The sequence below is a fragment of the Amycolatopsis sp. NBC_01307 genome, assembly GCF_035975215.1.
Classification (GTDB): Bacteria; Actinomycetota; Actinomycetes; order Mycobacteriales; family Pseudonocardiaceae; genus Amycolatopsis.
Map to the genome: position 1 here is coordinate 9,989,992 of NZ_CP108403.1, position 17,295 is coordinate 10,007,286.

Genomic DNA, 17,295 nt, shown 5'->3' on the forward strand with positions numbered 1-17,295 from the left:
ACCCAGCGGCCGTCAGGGCATCAGTGTCGCCTTCAGCGCTTCGATCAGATTCGGGGCCAGGTCCGGGCTTTCGACGATCTCGTCGACGGACTCGTCGCCGTCTTCGGCCGTGCCGATCCCGCGCAGGCGCATGACGCACGAGCGCGCGCCCTCGCGCAGCACCGCGGCCACCAGCCGGGCTTCGGTCCGCTGGGGGTGGTCGGCGGCGGCGCGGCGCAGGCTGTCCGCGTCCGCCTCGGCGACGTCGGGCAGCTCCGACTCCGAGCCCGGCGGCAGCACGATGATCTCCTGCGCCAGCGCGCACCCGATGACCAGGTCGGGCCAGGCGATCCGGCCCAGCGCCTCGGCGAGGTCGCCCTCGGGCAGGGCCTCCTGCGCCACCGGCGTCAGCGGGTTGGCCCGGTCCAGCTGCCCGGCCAGCTCCGGCTGCTCGTCGAGCAGGGCCGCCGTCGGCACCAGCGCGAACAGCTGGGGCGGCTGGTCCCAGCCGGCCGCGGCCATGAACTCCTCGATCTCACGGGCGAGTGCGGCGACACCGGGGACGGCCGGGTGCGGTTCGTTCATGCGCACATGGTGGCAGGCGCCCCCGCGCGACGCGGTCGCGAGTCCGGTTTGGGCGGGTCCCGGGAACTTCCTGCGGCATCCGTAGAGTTAGGTCATCAGGAGGCGCACGCGTCTCCGTGTAACAAGCATTCACGAAGACAGGAGCGTGCACCGTGGCGACTCGGCCCCCGGTGAGCCTGCCGAAGCTGTCCCGGCGCAGCCGGATCCTCCTCATCATCGCCGCGGTGATCGTGCTCGCGCTGTTGCTGGGGGCCCGCCTGCTGGACACGTACGTCGACTGGCTGTGGTTCGGCGAGGTCGGCGCGCGATCGGTGTTCACCACCCAGGTGGTCACTCGCGTCGTGCTCTTCTTCGCCGTCGGGTTGCTCGTCGGCGGGGCCCTCGCGATCAGCCTGATGATCGCCTACCGCTCCCGGCCGGTGTTCGTGCCGATCTCCGGCGCCGACGACCCGCTGGCGCGCTACCGCTCCGCGATCGTCGCCCGGATCCGCCTCTTCGGCATCGGCATCCCGGTGCTCACCGGCCTCATCGCCGGGCTGTCGGCCCAAAGCGACTGGCAGGTGGTGCAGCTGTTCCTCAACGGCACCTCGTTCGGCCAGACCGACCCCGAGTTCGGCAACGACATCGGCTTCTACGCCTTCGACCTGCCGTTCTTCAACTGGCTGCTCGGCTGGCTGTTCATCACCGTCGTCATCTCCTTCTTCGGCGCACTGATCTCGCACTACGTCTTCGGCGGCATCCGCCTCGCCGGCAAGGGCGGCCAGCTCGCCGGCCCGACCCGCGCGCAGCTCGCCATCACGGTCGGCCTCTTCGTGCTGCTGAAGGCCGCGGAGTACTTCGTCGACCGGTACAACCTGCTGTTGTCCGACCGGGGCGCGCCGCTGTTCATCGGCGCCACCTACACCGACCTGAACGCGGTCCTGCCCGCGAAGCTGATCCTGCTGTGCATCTCGGTGATCTGCGCGATCGCGTTCTTCGCCGGTGCGTTCCTGCGCAACCTGCAGCTGCCGGCCATCGCCCTCGTCCTGCTGATCCTGTCGAGCATCCTGGTCGGCGTCGCCTGGCCGGCCATCCTCGACCAGTTCTCGGTGAAGCCGAACGCGAACGAGAAGGAAGCGACGTCCATCCAGCGCAACATGGACGCCACCCGCAAGGCGTTCGGCCTGACCGACGTCCAGTACCAGCAGTACTCGGGCAAGTCCGACGCGACCGCCAGCGAGGTCAAGTCCGACACCGGGACGATGTCGAACATCCGGCTGCTCGACCCGAACGTCCTCTCCGACACCTTCACCCAGCGCGTCGGCCGCGAGAACTTCTACGGCTTCCCGGCCAAGCTCGACATCGACCGCTACACCGTCGGCGGCACCACGCAGGACTACATCGTCGCGGCCAAGGAGATCAAGACCGAGGGCCTGACCGGCAACCAGACCAGCTGGATCAACAAGCACCTCGTCTACACCCACGGCAACGGCTTCGTCGCCGCGCCGGCCAACACGATCGACCGCGCGGTCAAGGACGCCAACTCCGACGGCGGCTACCCGATCGCCACCACCAGCGACACCCAGAACCCGACCGGCGCCGGCGCCAACGGGAGCGCCCCCGGCATCGAGGTCAAGGAACCCCGGATCTACTACGGCGAGCTGTCCGCCGCGGACTCCGACTACGCCATCGTCGGCGGCACCTCGGGCAACGCGCCCGGCGAGTACGACACCGCCACCGACCGCTACACGTACAAGGGCACCGGCGGCGTCTCGATCGACAACTGGTTCAACCGCCTGGCCTTCGCCGCCGAGTACGGCGAACGGAACATCCTGTTCTCCGACGCCATCGGCGACAACTCGAAGATCATGTACAACCGCGACCCGCGCGACCGCGTCAGCAAGGTCGCGCCGTGGCTGACCCTCGACGGCGACCCGTACCCGGCGGTCGTCGACGGCAAGATCCAGTGGATCATCGACGGCTACACCACCATCAACAACTTCCCGTACTCGCAGCAGACGCAGCTCGGCGCGGCCACCAACGACTCCCTCAACGGCGTCGCCCGTCAGGGCAACAGCTCCATCAACTACATCCGGAACTCGGTCAAGGCCACGGTCGACGCCTTCAACGGCACCGTGAACCTGTATTCGATCGACGACAAGGAACCGGTCCTCAACGCCTGGGAGAAGGTCTTCCCCGGACTCGTGAAGCCCAGCTCCGCGATCTCCGAGGACCTGCGAGCCCACTTCCGCTACCCCGAAGACCTCTTCAAGATCCAGCGCGAGCTCCTGTCCCGCTACCACGTGAGCAACCCGCAGGAGTTCTACTCCCAGCAGGCCTTCTGGAGCGTCCCGCAGGACCCGACCGCGGAAGGCGGCGCCAACCCCGCCGCGGCCGGCGCCGCCAACCAGCCCGGGTACTACGTCCTCGCGGACACCCCGGGCCAGACCCAGCCGACCTTCCAGCTGACCAGCTCGCTCACCGGCCTCCAACGCCAGTACCTCGCGTCCTGGATGTCGGTGTCCTCCGACCCGGTCGACTACGGCAAGATCCGCGTCCTCCAGCTACCCAGCGCGGCCACCGGAGCCACCCAGGTCGACGGCCCGGTCCAAGTCCAGAACCGGTTCCAGAGCGATCCACGCGTCGCGCAGGACCGGACCCTGTTCAACAACCCCAACGTCATCCCGATCTACGGCAACCTGATCACGCTCCCGGTCGCCGAAGGGTTCCTCTACGTCGAACCCGTCTACATCCGGCAGCGCAACCAGAACAGCTATCCACAGCTGGCCCGCGTCCTCGTCTCGTACGGACCCAAGGTCGGCTACGGCGCGACCCTCCAGGAAGCCCTCGACCAGGTCTTCGGCACCGGCACCGGAGCGGCCACCACCACGCCGCCCCAGTCCGGCCAGCCGACGACCACGCCGACCACGCCGACGACCACACCGCCCAACACCGGCGGCGGCAACGCGGCCCTCGACAGGGCCGCCGCCGACATCGAATCGGCCATCGTCAAACTCCAAGCCGCCCAGAAATCCGGCAACTTCGCCGACCAAGGCGCGGCACTGGCCGCCCTCGACGCGGCCGCGAAGGCCTACCAGTCGGCCAAGGCACAACCGGCCACCACGCCCAGCGCGACACCCAGCACCACACCCACCAGCCAGCCCGGCGGGTGAGGTCGACGTCCTAAGTGACCCTGCTTTGCGCCCGCCCGAAACCAGGGCGTAAAGTAGGGAACACGACGCGGGGTGGAGCAGCTCGGTAGCTCGCTGGGCTCATAACCCAGAGGTCGCAGGTTCAAATCCTGTCCCCGCTACGGATGTGGGAGGCCTGTGCTCGCGGAAAGCGCGAGCCGGGCCTCCTTCGCATTTCCCCTGGGGGTCGAACCCCCAGACCCCCGCCAGGGGGGCTTCGCCGCCCCTGGACCCCCCTTCGGGTGGTCAGGTTGTCAGGTCAGCCACGGCTCTGTTTCTCCCGTTGTGTTTGCTACGTAGCCGTCTGGGCGGATCAGGGCCCTTGTTACGTCTGGCCAGGGGAGTTTGTCTACTGCGGCCACCCTGACGTCTGGGTGGGGGCTTTCTGTTTCGGTTGTTGTCAGTAGGACGAACTTTCCCTTGTGGAACCAGTCGCTTGCGTTGCCTGTCTTGGTTTTGAAGTCTGGTAGGCGGGTTCCTGTTGCCGGGTGGGCGTTCTCGGGGGCTTTGTAGGTGATGCTCAGGCCTGATACCAAGCCTGACAAGTAATGTTGGGCTTGTGGGAGTTCGGACATTGCTCGGAAGAGCTTTCGTAGCGCCAAAAGTTCTGGGGTTGAGGGGATCAGGGCTGACTGGGCCGCTACGTTTTGTACTACCGCCTCTGCTACTGGGCGGCGTTCTTGTTCGTAGGTGTCCAGTAGGTCCTTGTGGCCCGTGCCTTTCAGGGTTGCTGCCAGTTTCCAGCCCAGGTTCATGGCGTCTTGGACGCCCAGGTTGAGGCCCTGGCCTCCTGCTGGGAAGTGTGTGTGGGCTGCGTCGCCTGCCAGTAGTACTCGGCCTACGCGGTACTTTGCGGCCAGTCTCGAGTCGTCTCCGAAGCGGGATGCCCAGCGGATCTCTTCGACCTTCGTCTCCGCGCCGTACGTCTTGGTGATCACGTCGCGGACTTCTTCGTCCGTCACCTCCGCTCGGAGGTTTGCCGGGCGGTTCAGGCGGTCTCCGTAGGCCAGGCGGTACAGGTTCGGTTCCGACAGCGGGATCAGGCCCGTGTACTTGCCGATGCCGTCCGTGGTGACGATGTTGCGCATCGACCGCCACTCGCTCTGGGCTCCTGACGGGGTGGCCGCGAAACGGACGTCCGCCACCACTCCGTGGCCGCGGCCGTCGATGCCTTCGAACGGGAGGTTCAGCGCTTTGCGGACCGCGCTTCGGCCGCCGTCGCAGCCCACCAGGTAGGACGCTCGGATTCTCGTCGTGGCTGTGGTGACCGTGACGACCTGTTCGTCCTGGGTGAACTCCTTCAGCTCCTGGCCTCTGAGGACCTTCACGCCCTGCTCGGCCAGCCGCTCCTCCAGGGCCGCCTCCACTTGGGCCTGGGGGATGCCCAGCTGGTACGGGTGGCGCGTGTCCCAGCCGGCGTAGCTCACCGGGATCATCGCGAAGTGGCCTTCGCCCACCGTCGCGAACGACCGCCGCTCCGCCCGGCCCAGCAGGCCGCGCAGGTCCAGCACCTCCGCGGTGCGCGGCTGGAGGTTCAGGGCCTTCGACAACCCCGTCCGCTCCGCCAGGCGCTCCAGCACCACGACGTCCACTCCGGCCAGTGCCAGCTCGTTCGCCAGCATCAGCCCGGTCGGCCCCGCCCCGGCGACGACCACCGCTGTCGTCAGCTCGTCCATGAGATCCCCTTAACAACGTTAAATTGACGTGCCCCGAGGATGCCCTTAACATCGTTAAGCTGTCAAGTTCGGACGCTGAGGAGATCGTGGACATGGCCCTGACCAGGCGGGACATCGCCCGTGCCGGGCTCAAGTTGCTCAACGAGGTCGGCCTGAACGGCCTCACGCTGCGGCTCATCGCGACCGAGCTCGGCGTCAAGGCGCCGGCGCTCTACTGGCACCTGAAGAACAAGCAGGAGCTGCTCGACGAGATGGCGACGCAGATGTACGCCGACGCCGACCGGGAGCCGCCGGAGCCGCTGGGGGAGTGGGAGACCGTCGCCTACCGCGCCCGGGCGGCGCGCCGGATGATGCTGGCCTACCGCGACGGCGGGAAGGTCTTCGCCGGGACCTACCTCGGCGACCTGAGCCTGGTCGGCGAGCACGCGTTCCGCCGGAGCATCGACGCCGGGCTGGACGCGCGGCGGGCGGACCAGGTGCTCTTCACCGTCTACAGCTTCGTCGTCGGGTTCACCATCGAAGAGCAGGCCGTCTACCCGATGCCGGGGCAGCTGGACGAGCGCTACCGGGGTGCGCCCGGCGGCTCCGTGCTCACCGACGTCGACGCGCGGTTCGAGGACGGCCTGGAGATCGTCCTCGGCGGCGCCCGCGGCTGGCTCGGGCTGGCATAACGCCTGGTCAGCGAGTTTTGGGACCCCCCTGTGAACGCCTTGAACGCGCCGTGTAATCTTTCCCAAGTACCACAACGGCGCGGGGTGGAGCAGCTCGGTAGCTCGCTGGGCTCATAACCCAGAGGTCGCAGGTTCAAATCCTGTCCCCGCTACCACCAGGAGGCGCGTTCTCGGGAAACCGGGAACGCGCCTCTTTTTGTCATGTTCGTACGACTTTCGCCGCCGACTTTTCCGTGAAACTGTCGAATCGCTACGAATTCCGCCAGCCGGGCTCTCGTTCCCGATGGTTGCGGTGCGTGTCCACTGTGGGCCAAGCGGGGACGGCCGCCCGGCGAACTCACCTGCCTGGTGGTTGTCACCACCGTCCGGATGCGGCTGGTCGGACCAATGCGTGGTCACCGTGGTAGCGCTGCGTGTCCGGGGTCCACTGTGGACCAGAGCGGATTGGGCCGAACGAGGGGATCTCACTAGCCACAATGGACAGATCCGCTGACCACTGTGGACACAGGCGCGGATAAGTGGGAATGTAGAGGGCGTGTCCGAATTGAATGCAACAGCCGCCGCCCTGCTCGGTCTGCTCCACGACGGTCCCGCCACCGGCGGGCAGCTCGTCGCGGGCGCCGGTGAGCGCTTCGGTGCCTTCTTCAGCGTCACCCGCAGCCAGGTGTACCGGGAGCTCCCGGCGCTGTCCAAGGAAGGTCTCGTCCGGCTCGGCAAGCAGGGCCCGCGCTCCAGTCAGCAGTACCTGATCACCGCCGCCGGCAAGAAGGCCTTCAAGACCTGGCTGACGTCCGAGGCCGGTCCCGACCACCTGCGCAGCCCGCTGATCCTGCGGCTCGTGCACGCCGGTTCGTTGACGGCCAAGCAGCGCGGGTCGCTGCTCGAGTCGGCGCGCACCAGCTACGGCCAGCAGCTCGACGACGCGAAGACGGCCACGAAGTCGGCCGAGGGGCCCTACGAAAAGGCCGTCGCCGAGTTCGCTCAGGCTCAGGCCAAGGCCGCCCTGAAGCTGCTCGACGCCATCCCGTCGGCCTGAGGTTGACCCCGCCCACGACCGGTGCTCGCGACCGGTCGTGGGTTTTGCCGTAACCTCGACAAACGTGAGTGATGAGTTCGACGCGGCATTGAAGGACCTGACCGGCAAGCTGACGCAGATCGAGTCGGTGATGGACCTCGACGCGTTGCGCGCGCAGGTGGCCGACCTGGAGCAGCAGGCTTCGAGCCCCAACCTCTGGGACGACCCCGAAGCGGCGCAGAAGGTGACCAGCCAGCTCTCCCACCGGCAGAGCGAGCTGCGGCGGGTCAACGACCTGCGCCAGCGGCTCGACGACCTGGGCGTGCTGTACGAGCTCGCCGGCGACGAGGGTGACGCCGGCAGCATGGGCGAGGCCGAGGGCGAGCTGACCGAACTGGGCAAGGCCATCGACGGCCTCGAGGTCCGCACCCTGCTCTCCGGCGAGTACGACGACCGCAACGCCGTCGTCACCATCCGCTCCGAGGCCGGCGGCGTCGACGCCGCGGACTTCGCCGAGATGCTGCTCCGGATGTACATGCGCTGGGCCGAGCGCCACGGCTACCCGACCAACGTCTACGACATCTCCTACGCCGAAGAGGCGGGGATCAAGTCGGCGACGTTCACGGTGACCGCCCCCTACGTCTACGGCACCCTCTCGGTCGAGCAGGGTACCCACCGGCTCGTCCGGATCTCGCCGTTCGACAACCAGGGCCGCCGCCAGACGTCGTTCGCGCACGTCGAGGTGCTGCCCGAGGTCGAAGAGGTCGACCACGTCGACATCGCGGAGAAGGACATCCGCGTCGACGTCTACCGCTCGTCCGGCCCCGGCGGCCAGAGCGTCAACACGACCGACTCCGCGGTGCGCATCACGCACCTGCCGACCGGCATCGTCGTCTCCTGCCAGAACGAGAAGTCGCAGCTGCAGAACAAGGCCGCCGCGCTCAAGGTCCTCCAGGCCCGGCTGATGCTGCGCAAGAAGGAAGAAGAGCGCGCCGAGATGGACGCGCTCAAGGACGGCGGCTCCAGCTGGGGCAACCAGATGCGCTCCTACGTGCTGCACCCGTACCAGATGGTCAAGGACCTGCGGACCGAGTTCGAGGTCGGCAACCCGTCCGCGGTGCTCGACGGCGAGATCGACGGGTTCCTCGACGCCGGCATCCGCTGGCGGAAGCAGTCCGCGGCCGTTTAACGGTGCAAGGGGTGTTCGCGTGACCGCTCACCGTGCGCAAACGCCCCTTGCTCCACCCGGGTGGCCCGGGCAACCGGGGCTTCACGAGACCGGTGGGTAGTATGCCGAATCGTGATCCGGCTCGAAGAGGTTTCCAAGGTCTACAAGACCTCGACGCGGCCCGCGCTCGAGCGGGTGTCCGTCGACATCGAAAAGGGTGAGTTCGTCTTCCTGATCGGTCCCTCGGGATCGGGGAAGTCGACCTTCCTCCGGCTGCTGCTGCGCGAAGAGACGCCGAGCAAGGGTCGCGTGGTGGTGTCCAACTTCGACGTCGCCAAGCTGGCCCGCCGCCGGGTTCCCCGCCTGCGGCAGACCATCGGCTGCGTGTTCCAGGACTTCCGCCTGCTGGCCAACAAGACCGTCGCCGAGAACGTCGCGTTCGCCCTCGAGGTCATCGGCAAGCCCGGCCCGACCATCAAGAAGGTCGTCCCCGAGGTGCTGGAGCTCGTCGGCCTCGACGGCAAGGCGGACCGGCTGCCCAACGAGCTCTCCGGTGGTGAGCAACAGCGCGTGGCGATCGCTCGCGCGTTCGTGAACCGGCCGCTGGTGCTGCTCGCCGACGAACCGACCGGGAACCTGGACCCCGACACCAGCCAGGACATCATGCTGCTGCTGGAGCGGATCAACCGCACCGGCACGACCGTCCTGATGGCGACCCACGACCACGGCATCGTCGACTCCATGCGCCGCCGCGTCGTCGAGCTGCAGCTCGGCCGGGTGGTCCGCGACGACGCCCGCGGCGTCTACGGCATCGGCCGCTGACCGCCCACCCCCGCACGCCCCCGACCCCAAGGACCTGCACCCGACATGCGCGCCAGTTTCGTCTTCAGTGAGGTAATCACCGGTCTGCGCCGGAACATCACGATGACCATCGCGATGATGCTGACCACGGCCGTGTCGCTCGCCATGCTCGGCGGCGGCCTGCTGGCCGTGCGGACGATCGACAAGATGAAGTCCAACTTCCTCGCCGACGTCGAGGTTTCGGTCTACCTCACCGACGACATCAGCGCGAACGACAAGAACTGCACCCAGTCGCTGTGCGAGTCGCTGCGCTCGGACCTGCAGGGCAACGACGGCGTCGAGTCGGTCGTGTTCGAGAACCGCGACCAGGCCTACGACCGGTTCAGGAAGATCTTCGAGAGCCAGCCCGAGCTGGTCGCCCTCACCGGCCCCGCTTCGCTGCCCGCTTCGCTGCACGTGAAGCTGAAGGACCCGGACCGCAGCGAGTCGATCGTGCAGGCCTACAGCACCAAACCGGGCGTGCGGAAGGTCGACGACCAGAAGAAGTTCCTCGACCGCGTGTTCAACGCCTTCAACGGCGTCCGGAACATGGCCTTCGGCGCGGCGCTCATCATGGCCATCGCCGCCCTGCTGCTGATCGCCAACACGATCCAGGTGTCCGCGTTCACGCGGCGCACGGAGGTCGGCATCATGCGGCTCGTCGGCGCGACGCGGTGGTACACGCAGCTGCCGTTCCTCCTGGAGGCGGTGGTCGCCGGCGCGGTCGGCGCGATCCTCGGGATCATCATGCTGATCATCACCAAGGCCGGCTTCCTGGACTCGGTGTTCACCGGCGACGTGTTCCCGAAGATCACCATGCTGGAACTGCTGTTCCCGGTCGCGCCGATCCTGCTCGGGGTGTCCGTGCTGATCTCCGCTCTCACCGGTTACGTGACGCTGCGCCTGTACGTCCGGCACTAGCGCGTCCGTCCGAAAAGGCAGCTGCTTGTTGCCCAGGTCATCACGTAGAGTGGTCGTATGCCCAAGGAACTTGGCCAGAAGGTGATCGTGTCGAACCGCAAGGCTCGGCACGATTACTCCATCCTCGACACCTACGAGTGCGGTCTCGTGCTCGTCGGGACCGAGGTCAAGAGCCTGCGCGAGGGCAAGGCGTCGCTGGCCGACGCGTTCGCGACCGTCGACGACGGCGAGGTCTGGCTGCGCAACGTGCACATCCCGGAGTACACGCAAGGCACGTGGACCAACCACACGCCGCGACGCACCCGGAAGCTGCTGCTGCACCGCCGCGAGATCGAGAAGCTCATCGGCAAGACCAAGGAGAGCGGGCTCTCGCTGGTGCCGCTGTCGATGTACTTCAAGGACGGCAAGGTCAAGGTCGAGATCGCCCTCGCGAAGGGCAAGAAGGCCTACGACAAGCGGCAAACGCTCGCCAAGCGGGACGCGGAACGGGACATCAGCAAGGCCATGGGCCGCGCGCTGAAGGGCCGGTTCACGGAGTGACGGCCGGGCCCGCCGACGACGCCGACGTCGCCCGCTGGACGGCGTCGCTCGGCCTGCCGGGCCTGGTCGACCTGCACGTCCACTTCCTGCCGAAACCGGTGATGGACAAGGTCTGGGCGTACTTCGACCGGGCCACGACGCACTACGGCACCGAGTGGCCGGTGCACTACCGCACCGACGAGCAGGACCGGATCGCCACCCTGAAGACGCTGGGGGTCCAGCGGTTCGCGCCGCTGGTCTACCCGCACAAGCCGGGGATGGCGCAGTGGCTGACGGAGTGGGCGCTCGAGTTCGCGTCGCGCGTGCCGGACGCGGTGCCGACCGGCACGTTCTACCCGGAGCCGGGCGCGGGGTCCGCTGTGGACGGTGCGTTGCGGGCGGGTGCACAGGTGTTCAAGGCGCACGTGCAGGTCGGCGCGTACGACCCGCGTGACGAGCACCTGACGCCGGTGTGGGGCGCGCTGGCCGACGCGGGCGTGCCGGTGGTCGTCCACTGTGGACACGGTCCGTTGCGGGGCGACTTCACCGGGTTGCAGGTCTTCGAAGAGGTCTTGGCCCGGCACCCGCGGCTGACGGCGGTGCTCGCGCACGCGGCGATGCCGGAGTTCGGCGCCGCGTTCGAGCTGCTCGCCAAGTACCCGCGGGTGCACCTCGACACCACGATGGTCGGCGTGCCGTTCGCCCAGGCGATGTCGCCGCTGCCAGCGGACTGGACGTCGCGGCTGGCGGACGTCGCCGACCGCGTGGTGCTGGGCACCGACTTCCCGAACATCCCGTACTCCTACGCGACCCAGCTGCAGGCGATCGCCGGCTGGGCGGCCGACGATCGCCTGGGGGAGCCGTTCCTGCGGGCCGTACTCCACGACACCCCGCTGCGCCTGCTCAACGCCTAAAGCCGTGAAGGCCTCCTTACCGGCTCTTATGGCCGGGAAGGAGGCCTTCACGGCTTTGGCCTCAGTGCCTGATGGTCGCCTGTTCGCTGACGGCGACCGCGCGGCCCAGCAGGCGGGTGCCCAGGTCCGTCGCCGGGATGTGCTTGCCCGCCAAGAGGAAGCCGGCCGTCGCGAGCAGCACCCACGGCACCGGGCCGTGCACGATGCCGTCCGACAGCGGCGCGAAACCGTGGGCGGCGAGGCCGAGCAGGCCACCCGACACCATCAGCCCGGCCACGATCAGCTGCGGCAGCTTCGCCGTCACCGCGACCGTGTCGCGCTGGGTCTCGAAGTGGGCGAACAGCCGCAGCAGGCCCAGCAGCACCATGCCGCACACCGCGAACCACGCGGGCGCCATGACCAGCCAGAGCACCGTGCCCGGCGCCGGGGTTTCGTAGCCGAGGCCGTACACCGTCACGCCCGCCACCACGATCAGCGCCGGCATGTGCCACAGGTAGACGGTCATGAACCGCGCACCGAGCCAGCTGAGCGCGGTGCCGACGCCCGGCCGCTCGGCGAGCGCGTTGAGCTGCGGGCGGAAGGCGAGCAGCAGGCCGATCTGGCCGACGGCGAGGAACGCGAGCAGCACGGTCGGCGGGCTCATGTTCGACACCGGCGCACCCGGCATGCCGATCATGCTGGCCGGGTACGGGCCGAACGCGACCATCAGCGCGGTGACGCCGAAGCCGGCGGCGGACAGCGTCAGCGCGCCGCGGCGGGTCAGCGAACCGAGCCGGCCTTCGACGTAGTGGAAGCCGAGCTGGTGCACCGCGACCCAGACGAAGATCGCGTTGGCGTAACCGATGTAGCCGAGGTCGTTGAAGCGCGCGACGTCGACGAGCACGCCCGCCACCGCCATCACCAGCGGCACCTTGAGGCCCCAGCGGCGGTGCGCGGCGACCATCACCGGCGTGAGCAGCACGACCAGTACGTACACCGCGAGGAACCACAGCAGCTGCGCGGCGATCGCGCTGGCGACCTGCAACGGCTGCGGCGGGATGCCCAGGCCGCGCAGGAAGTCCGGCACGACCAGCCAGACGGCCAGCAGCGGCAGCACCGGCACCATCAGGCGCCGGATCCGCGCGGCGAGCCACTGGCGCGGGGAGTCCGCGCGGCGCAGCGAGATGAGGTTGGCGGCGCCCCCGGCAAAGAAGACCAGCGGCATCACCTGCGACAGCCAGGTGACGACCCACCAGCCCGGCGTCGCCAGCGCGTTGCCGGTGGCGAGCTGCCCGCCGGAGTAGGAGAGCACCGGCATGACCCAGTGCTGGGCGATGACGGCGAGGATGGCCCCCGCCCGGACGACGTCGAGAAACCTGTCCCGGCCGCCTCGTGCGACCCCCTGGCTTGTCTGCATGCAGTAGAGCTTGGCCGCTTCGACCTGCTGGAACAGCGGTGCTGACCGCCCTCTTCGGGGTCCTGTTCACCCCCAGCCGGAGCGGGGGTTGTCCCTACCGCCGGACGGCTCAGGACTCCCGGATGCCGTCGGGTTCGGCCTCACTGCGCGACGACGCGGCGACCCGGTACTCCCAGCCGTCCTCGGTGAGGCCGAGCTCGTAGCGCGTCTCGATCTTCGGGCCGTCGTGGAGGTGGATGTGCTTGATGACGGCGCCGGGCACGGGCTCGGTTTCCCCGAGCTCCTGGACCCGGCCGTCGAGCGGACCGCCGAAGAAGCGGACGCAGCGGGTTTCGTCGGACATCCGCGCACTCCTCTCGTCGGCGGGTCCGCTCATGGTAGGTGAGGGGACTCGAGGACGCCGCCGTCAGAACGGGTGACCCAGCGTCCACCTTACGGGACTTTTGGTCACTGAACGTCCACTCAACGGCCGAGATAGGTGAGGACAGCACGAACGCGACGGTGCTCCTCCGCGCTCGCCTCCAAGCCGAGTTTCGAGAAGATGTTGCCGATGTGCTTCTCCACCGCGCCGTGCGACACCACGAGCGAGTTCGCGATCGCCGTGTTCGACAGGCCCTGGGCCATCAGGCCGAGCACCTCGGACTCGCGCGCGGTCAGGGCGTCCAGCGGGTTGCGGCGGCCGCGGGCCATCAGCTGGGCGATGACGTCCGGGTCGATCGCCGTGCCGCCGTTCGCCACCCGGCGGACCGCGTCCAGGAAGTCCGCGACGTCCGCCACGCGCTCCTTCAGCAGGTAGCCGACGCCGCCGGCGCCGCCCGAGAGCAGCTCGACCGCGTACGACTCCTCGACGTACTGCGAGAGCACCAGCACCGGGAGGCCCGGCACCTCCTTGCGGGCCGCGAGGGCGGCGCGCAGGCCCTCGTCGGTGAACGTCGGGGGCATCCGGACGTCGACTATGGCCAGGTCAGGACGGTGTTCCAGGACCGCGCCCAGCAGCTCGTCGCCGTTGTCGACGGCCGCCACCGTCTCGATGCCCTCGTCGGCGAGCAGGCGGGTGACCCCGGCCCGCAGCAGCACGGCGTCCTCGGCGATCACTACCCGCATCCGGCCCCCAGGTTCTCCGATGATCGGGGCCCAGCCTATTCACCATTCACAGGGGAGGTCAGCCCGGATCACGGTCGGCCCGCCGACCGGGCTGACGACGGTGATCACGCCGTCGATCGTCGCGGCGCGGTCGGCCAGACCGGCCAGCCCGCCGCCGGGCCGCATCTCGGCGCCGCCGTGGCCGTTGTCGGTGATCTCGACGACGACGTGCGCGTCGTCGCGCCACACCTTCACCTCGGCCTCCTTCGCGCCGGAGTGCTTCGCGATGTTCGTCAGCGTCTCGCCGACGATGAAGTACGCCGTCGTCTCCACCGCCGCCGGCGGCCGCGGCTCCACGTTCACCGTGACGTCCACCGGGATCGGCGACTTCGCCGCCTGCGCCGACAGCGCCGCGTCCAGGCCGCGGTCGCCCAGCACCGCCGGGTAGATCCCGCGGGCCAGGTCACGCAGCTCCGACACCGCGAGCTTCGCGTCCGCGTGCGCCTCGTCGATCAGCTCCCGCACGCCCTCGGGATCGTGGTCGAACTTCGACTTCGCGCGGCCCAGGCTCATCGCGACGGCCACCAGCCGCTGCTGCGCGCCGTCGTGCAGGTCACGCTCGATGCGGCGGCGCTCCGCCTCGGCCGCGTCGACACCCCGGGCCCGTGAAGCCTGCAGCCGCTCGGCCTTCTGCTCCAGCCGCTTCGTGCGGTTCGGGCCCAGCAACGCGATCGCCAGCTCCCCGTGCAGCCAGCCCAGCCACGGCGTCACCCAGATCGCCATCGGCAGCAGCACGATCGACGCGATGGCGATCGCGAACTCCACGCACGCCAGCGGGAACGCCGCCATCAGGTACGCCAGGTCCCGCCACGTCGTCGGGTCGCTCAGCCGGATCAGCCACCGCCGCAGCACCGGCTCGCCGTCGTAGGCCCGCCGCTCCACCGGCGGCAACGGCACCCGCAGCATCCGCCCGGCCCAGCCGCGCTCCCGATCCGCCGACCAGCGGATGAAGCTCGTCGTCGCCAGCAGGATCGGGAACCCGACCCACACCACCGCCGTGCCGACCCCCACCGAGATCCCCGTGACGATCAGCACGAACTGCAGGAGCCGGAAGACGAAGCTCAGGAGCATGTACCCGATCGTGCGAGCCGGGTGCGGCCGCGGGTGCTCGAGCTGGCGTTGCTCCGGCGTCATCCCGCCACCAGGTGCTTCTCTTCGGCTTCTTCCCACCAGCGCTCCATCCGACGGCGCTGGGCCACGGTCGGGCCGAGCAGCGCGTTCGTGAGCCGGGCGTGCGTCCCCGCCAGCGCCTTCGTCAGCGCCACGGACAACGCGATGAACAGCACCCCCAGCGCTGCCCACGGTAGCGCCTCCACCGTCGAGTCCACGGTCAGCCACCGCAGGTCGTCCGACGGGAAGTAGTACGCCCCACCCGGCAGCCACCGGAAGTAGATCGGCAGCCCCGCCAGCGCCAGGCTCGTCGACCAGAACGCCGTCACCAGCGTGAACTCGATCAGCCCGAGCGGGAACAACACGAAGAAGTACAGCAGGTCCCGCCACGTCGACAGGTCCTTCAGCCGCGCCTTCCAGCGCAGGCTCTGCTTCCCCGCCGGCAACGGCAGGTACGGCAGATCGATGTACCGGTCGAGCAGCGCGTAGACCCGCGCCCGCTCCATCCGCGCCGCGCCCCGGACCCCCAGCACCAGCAACGCGAGCAGCGGCACCCCCACCCACACCACGACCGTCCCCAGCCCGGCCGCCGTCAACGACGTCAAGACCGTGAACGCCGCCACCCCCAACGGCAGGTTCATCAGCAGGAAAACCACCGAACCGCCGAACGGCGGATCCCGCCTCTCGCTAGCCATGACCTGGCTCCCTTCAGTCCCACGATGCCCCCAAGCATCGTTCGCCGGACCGCCGGCCGACATGGTGCGCGCGGGCATCCCGCCGGTAGGGCTGGCCCTACCCCGCCCTGGACTAAAGGGCTGGCGCCACGCGTTATGCTGTACGGGTTGTGTCCCACCAAGGGGGTGAACGGTTTCGACTTTGGACGTTGAGCCAGGAGAAGCGTGCCGGTGCAGGCGAGAGACCACCGTAAGCGTCATCGCAATCGAATAAGCGCCGATTCCAATCAGCGCGAGTACGCCCTCGCCGCCTGAGCGAGTGCGTCTCTGTCGGCCCGGGTGTGCCTCCGACCCGGGTACCGGCATCAGCTAGGAGGCTCAGCGGCAGTCCCGGCCACGGGGACCTGCCGTGAAGCAAACAGTGGCTGGGCCCGTCACTTCAGCTTGTTCGCGTGATTGAAGGGGCCGAGTAGAGACGAAGCGGACTGCGCACGGAGAAGTCCTGTCGATACGCCAGAGGACCCGGGTTCAATTCCCGGCACCTCCACCTTCGAGAAGGCCCTCGCTCCTTCGGAGCTTGGGCCTTCTCTTCGGTTTCGTCCATTGTCTCTGGGGGTCGGACCCCCAGACCCCCGCCAAGGGGCTCCGCCCCCTGGACCCCCCTGGGGCTGCCGCCCCTTGCCCCTGCCGCCGCGGCTGGCCCGGGTGTGTTGGTGCGCCTGTCTGGTGGTCCCAGGAGTCTTGGACGTTCCGTCTGGCTTCGCTGGGTGTCTTGGAACGCCCGTCTTGCTTCGCTGGGGGTCTTGGACGTCCCGTCTGGCTGCGCTGGAGGTCTTGGAGCTCCCGTCTGGCTGCGCTGGGAGTCTTGGAACGCCCGTCTTGCTTCGCTGGGCGGCTTGGGGCCTGTCTGGTTTGCTGGGTCTTGGGGCGGCTGTCTTGCTGTGCGGCGGTCTTGGGGTGTTCGGCGTGCTGCGCTGGGAGTCTCGTAGCGCCTGTTTGGCTTTGCTGGGTTTCTTGGTTTGCCCGCCTCGCTGTCTGGTGTGCTGTCCGGGCGTGTGGTGGTTGCGCTGGGTGTGTGGGTGTTTGCCTGTGGTTCTGGTGGGGGTGTGGGGGGCCGTTCTTGTGGGTGTGTCGGGGCTCAGGTTGTCGTGTTGGAGCGTTTACTGTGGGTGCTGTGGGGGACCTCCTTGTGGGTGATTTCACTCGGGGTGTCATGCTGTAGGTCGACGAAGGTTGTGGGTTCCGGTCGAGTCTCGGCCGGGGATGCCCGTGCCGGAAGTAGGTGCCAGATGACCTGGGCCCGATCCAATGGCAGCTCCACCGCCAACGACGAAGACAGCCGGATGGGTGTTATCCGGGCTGAGGAAGCCGAACGGCTTGCCGAGCAGAACGACAAAGCCGTCATCACCGTTGCCGGGCATTCCTCGGACGTCACCGAGTGTGCCGAACTGCTCGCCATGTTGGGGCTTGATGCCTCTTCCGGGCGGCGCCGATTCGTCCGCGCCTCATAACTT

General features: G+C 68.5%; 16 protein-coding genes, 2 tRNA genes and 1 other RNA gene. 12 read left to right on the forward strand and 7 right to left on the reverse strand.

The annotated features are described in order from the left end of the window. Positions 1 to 12 precede the first annotated feature (12 nt). Positions 13 to 564 (reverse strand): PPA1309 family protein, encoded by a 552-nt coding sequence (locus tag OG439_RS45035; RefSeq protein WP_326946452.1) that lies wholly within the window; start codon positions 562 to 564, stop codon positions 13 to 15. A gap of 152 nt (positions 565 to 716) precedes the next feature. Here OG439_RS45035 and OG439_RS45040 point away from each other — a divergent pair, with 152 nt between their 5' ends. Together OG439_RS45040 and OG439_RS45045 are read left to right on the forward strand one after the other, a co-directional pair. After that, the gene (locus OG439_RS45040; protein ID WP_326946453.1) at positions 717 to 3,716 is read left to right on the forward strand and encodes a UPF0182 family protein; all 3,000 of its coding nucleotides are present in this window, start codon (positions 717 to 719) and stop codon (positions 3,714 to 3,716) included. Between the two features lie 66 nt (positions 3,717 to 3,782). Next, positions 3,783 to 3,856: transfer RNA gene (locus OG439_RS45045), tRNA-Met, on the forward strand. Between the two features lie 132 nt (positions 3,857 to 3,988). Here the strand turns inward: OG439_RS45045 and OG439_RS45050 are convergent. Continuing rightward, complete coding sequence (locus tag OG439_RS45050) at positions 3,989 to 5,410, reverse strand: FAD-dependent monooxygenase (RefSeq protein ID WP_326946454.1); 1,422 nt, start codon at positions 5,408 to 5,410, stop codon at positions 3,989 to 3,991. 92 nt (positions 5,411 to 5,502) lie between these two features. Between OG439_RS45050 and OG439_RS45055 the strand changes: the two genes are divergently transcribed. From OG439_RS45055 to OG439_RS45090, 8 genes are all read left to right on the forward strand, one after another. After that, positions 5,503 to 6,081 (forward strand): TetR/AcrR family transcriptional regulator C-terminal domain-containing protein, encoded by a 579-nt coding sequence (locus OG439_RS45055; protein ID WP_326946455.1) that lies wholly within the window; start codon positions 5,503 to 5,505, stop codon positions 6,079 to 6,081. Between the two features lie 78 nt (positions 6,082 to 6,159). After that, positions 6,160 to 6,236: transfer RNA gene (locus OG439_RS45060), tRNA-Met, on the forward strand. Positions 6,237 to 6,616: 380 nt separating this feature from the next. Beyond that, positions 6,617 to 7,117, forward strand: coding sequence for a PadR family transcriptional regulator (locus OG439_RS45065; RefSeq protein WP_247061271.1), 501 nt, complete (start codon positions 6,617 to 6,619; stop codon positions 7,115 to 7,117). Positions 7,118 to 7,181: 64 nt separating this feature from the next. Then, the gene (gene prfB, locus OG439_RS45070; protein WP_247061274.1) at positions 7,182 to 8,285 is read left to right on the forward strand and encodes a peptide chain release factor 2; all 1,104 of its coding nucleotides are present in this window, start codon (positions 7,182 to 7,184) and stop codon (positions 8,283 to 8,285) included. A gap of 111 nt (positions 8,286 to 8,396) precedes the next feature. Further along, positions 8,397 to 9,086, forward strand: a complete 690-nt coding sequence (ftsE, locus tag OG439_RS45075; RefSeq protein ID WP_247061275.1) for a cell division ATP-binding protein FtsE — start codon at positions 8,397 to 8,399, stop codon at positions 9,084 to 9,086. Positions 9,087 to 9,131: 45 nt separating this feature from the next. Continuing rightward, positions 9,132 to 10,025, forward strand: a complete 894-nt coding sequence (gene ftsX, locus OG439_RS45080; protein ID WP_326946456.1) for a permease-like cell division protein FtsX — start codon at positions 9,132 to 9,134, stop codon at positions 10,023 to 10,025. A 57-nt stretch (positions 10,026 to 10,082) separates the two neighbouring features. Beyond that, positions 10,083 to 10,565, forward strand: coding sequence for an SsrA-binding protein SmpB (gene smpB, locus OG439_RS45085; protein ID WP_247061279.1), 483 nt, complete (start codon positions 10,083 to 10,085; stop codon positions 10,563 to 10,565). Continuing rightward, positions 10,562 to 11,458 (forward strand): amidohydrolase family protein, encoded by an 897-nt coding sequence (locus tag OG439_RS45090; protein ID WP_247061281.1) that lies wholly within the window; start codon positions 10,562 to 10,564, stop codon positions 11,456 to 11,458. Before smpB ends, OG439_RS45090 begins: the two co-directional genes overlap by 4 nt. A 61-nt stretch (positions 11,459 to 11,519) precedes the next feature. Here the strand turns inward: OG439_RS45090 and OG439_RS45095 are convergent, their stop codons facing one another. From OG439_RS45095 to OG439_RS45115, 5 genes are all read right to left on the reverse strand, one after another. Continuing rightward, the gene (locus OG439_RS45095) at positions 11,520 to 12,854 is read right to left on the reverse strand and encodes an acyltransferase family protein (protein WP_326946457.1); all 1,335 of its coding nucleotides are present in this window, start codon (positions 12,852 to 12,854) and stop codon (positions 11,520 to 11,522) included. Positions 12,855 to 12,963: 109 nt separating this feature from the next. Next, positions 12,964 to 13,197 (reverse strand): hypothetical protein, encoded by a 234-nt coding sequence (locus OG439_RS45100; protein WP_247061285.1) that lies wholly within the window; start codon positions 13,195 to 13,197, stop codon positions 12,964 to 12,966. Between the two features lie 119 nt (positions 13,198 to 13,316). Further along, positions 13,317 to 13,958: a response regulator transcription factor gene (locus OG439_RS45105; protein WP_247061287.1), complete on the reverse strand. Its 642-nt coding sequence runs from the start codon at positions 13,956 to 13,958 to the stop codon at positions 13,317 to 13,319. Positions 13,959 to 13,997: 39 nt separating this feature from the next. Further along, positions 13,998 to 15,131 carry a sensor histidine kinase gene (locus tag OG439_RS45110; protein ID WP_247061289.1) on the reverse strand — a complete coding sequence of 378 codons (1,134 nt, stop codon included), beginning with the start codon at positions 15,129 to 15,131 and terminating at the stop codon, positions 13,998 to 14,000. Then, entirely contained in the window at positions 15,128 to 15,802 is a 675-nt protein-coding gene (locus OG439_RS45115; protein WP_326946458.1) for a sensor domain-containing protein, read from the reverse strand. Before OG439_RS45115 ends, OG439_RS45110 begins: the two co-directional genes overlap by 4 nt. Before the next feature lie 161 nt (positions 15,803 to 15,963). Here OG439_RS45115 and ssrA point away from each other — a divergent pair. Beyond that, positions 15,964 to 16,331, forward strand: a transfer-messenger RNA (tmRNA) gene (ssrA, locus tag OG439_RS45120). A 739-nt stretch (positions 16,332 to 17,070) separates the two neighbouring features. Then, positions 17,071 to 17,292, forward strand: coding sequence for a hypothetical protein (locus tag OG439_RS45125; RefSeq protein WP_247061315.1), 222 nt, complete (start codon positions 17,071 to 17,073; stop codon positions 17,290 to 17,292). Positions 17,293 to 17,295 lie beyond the last annotated feature (3 nt).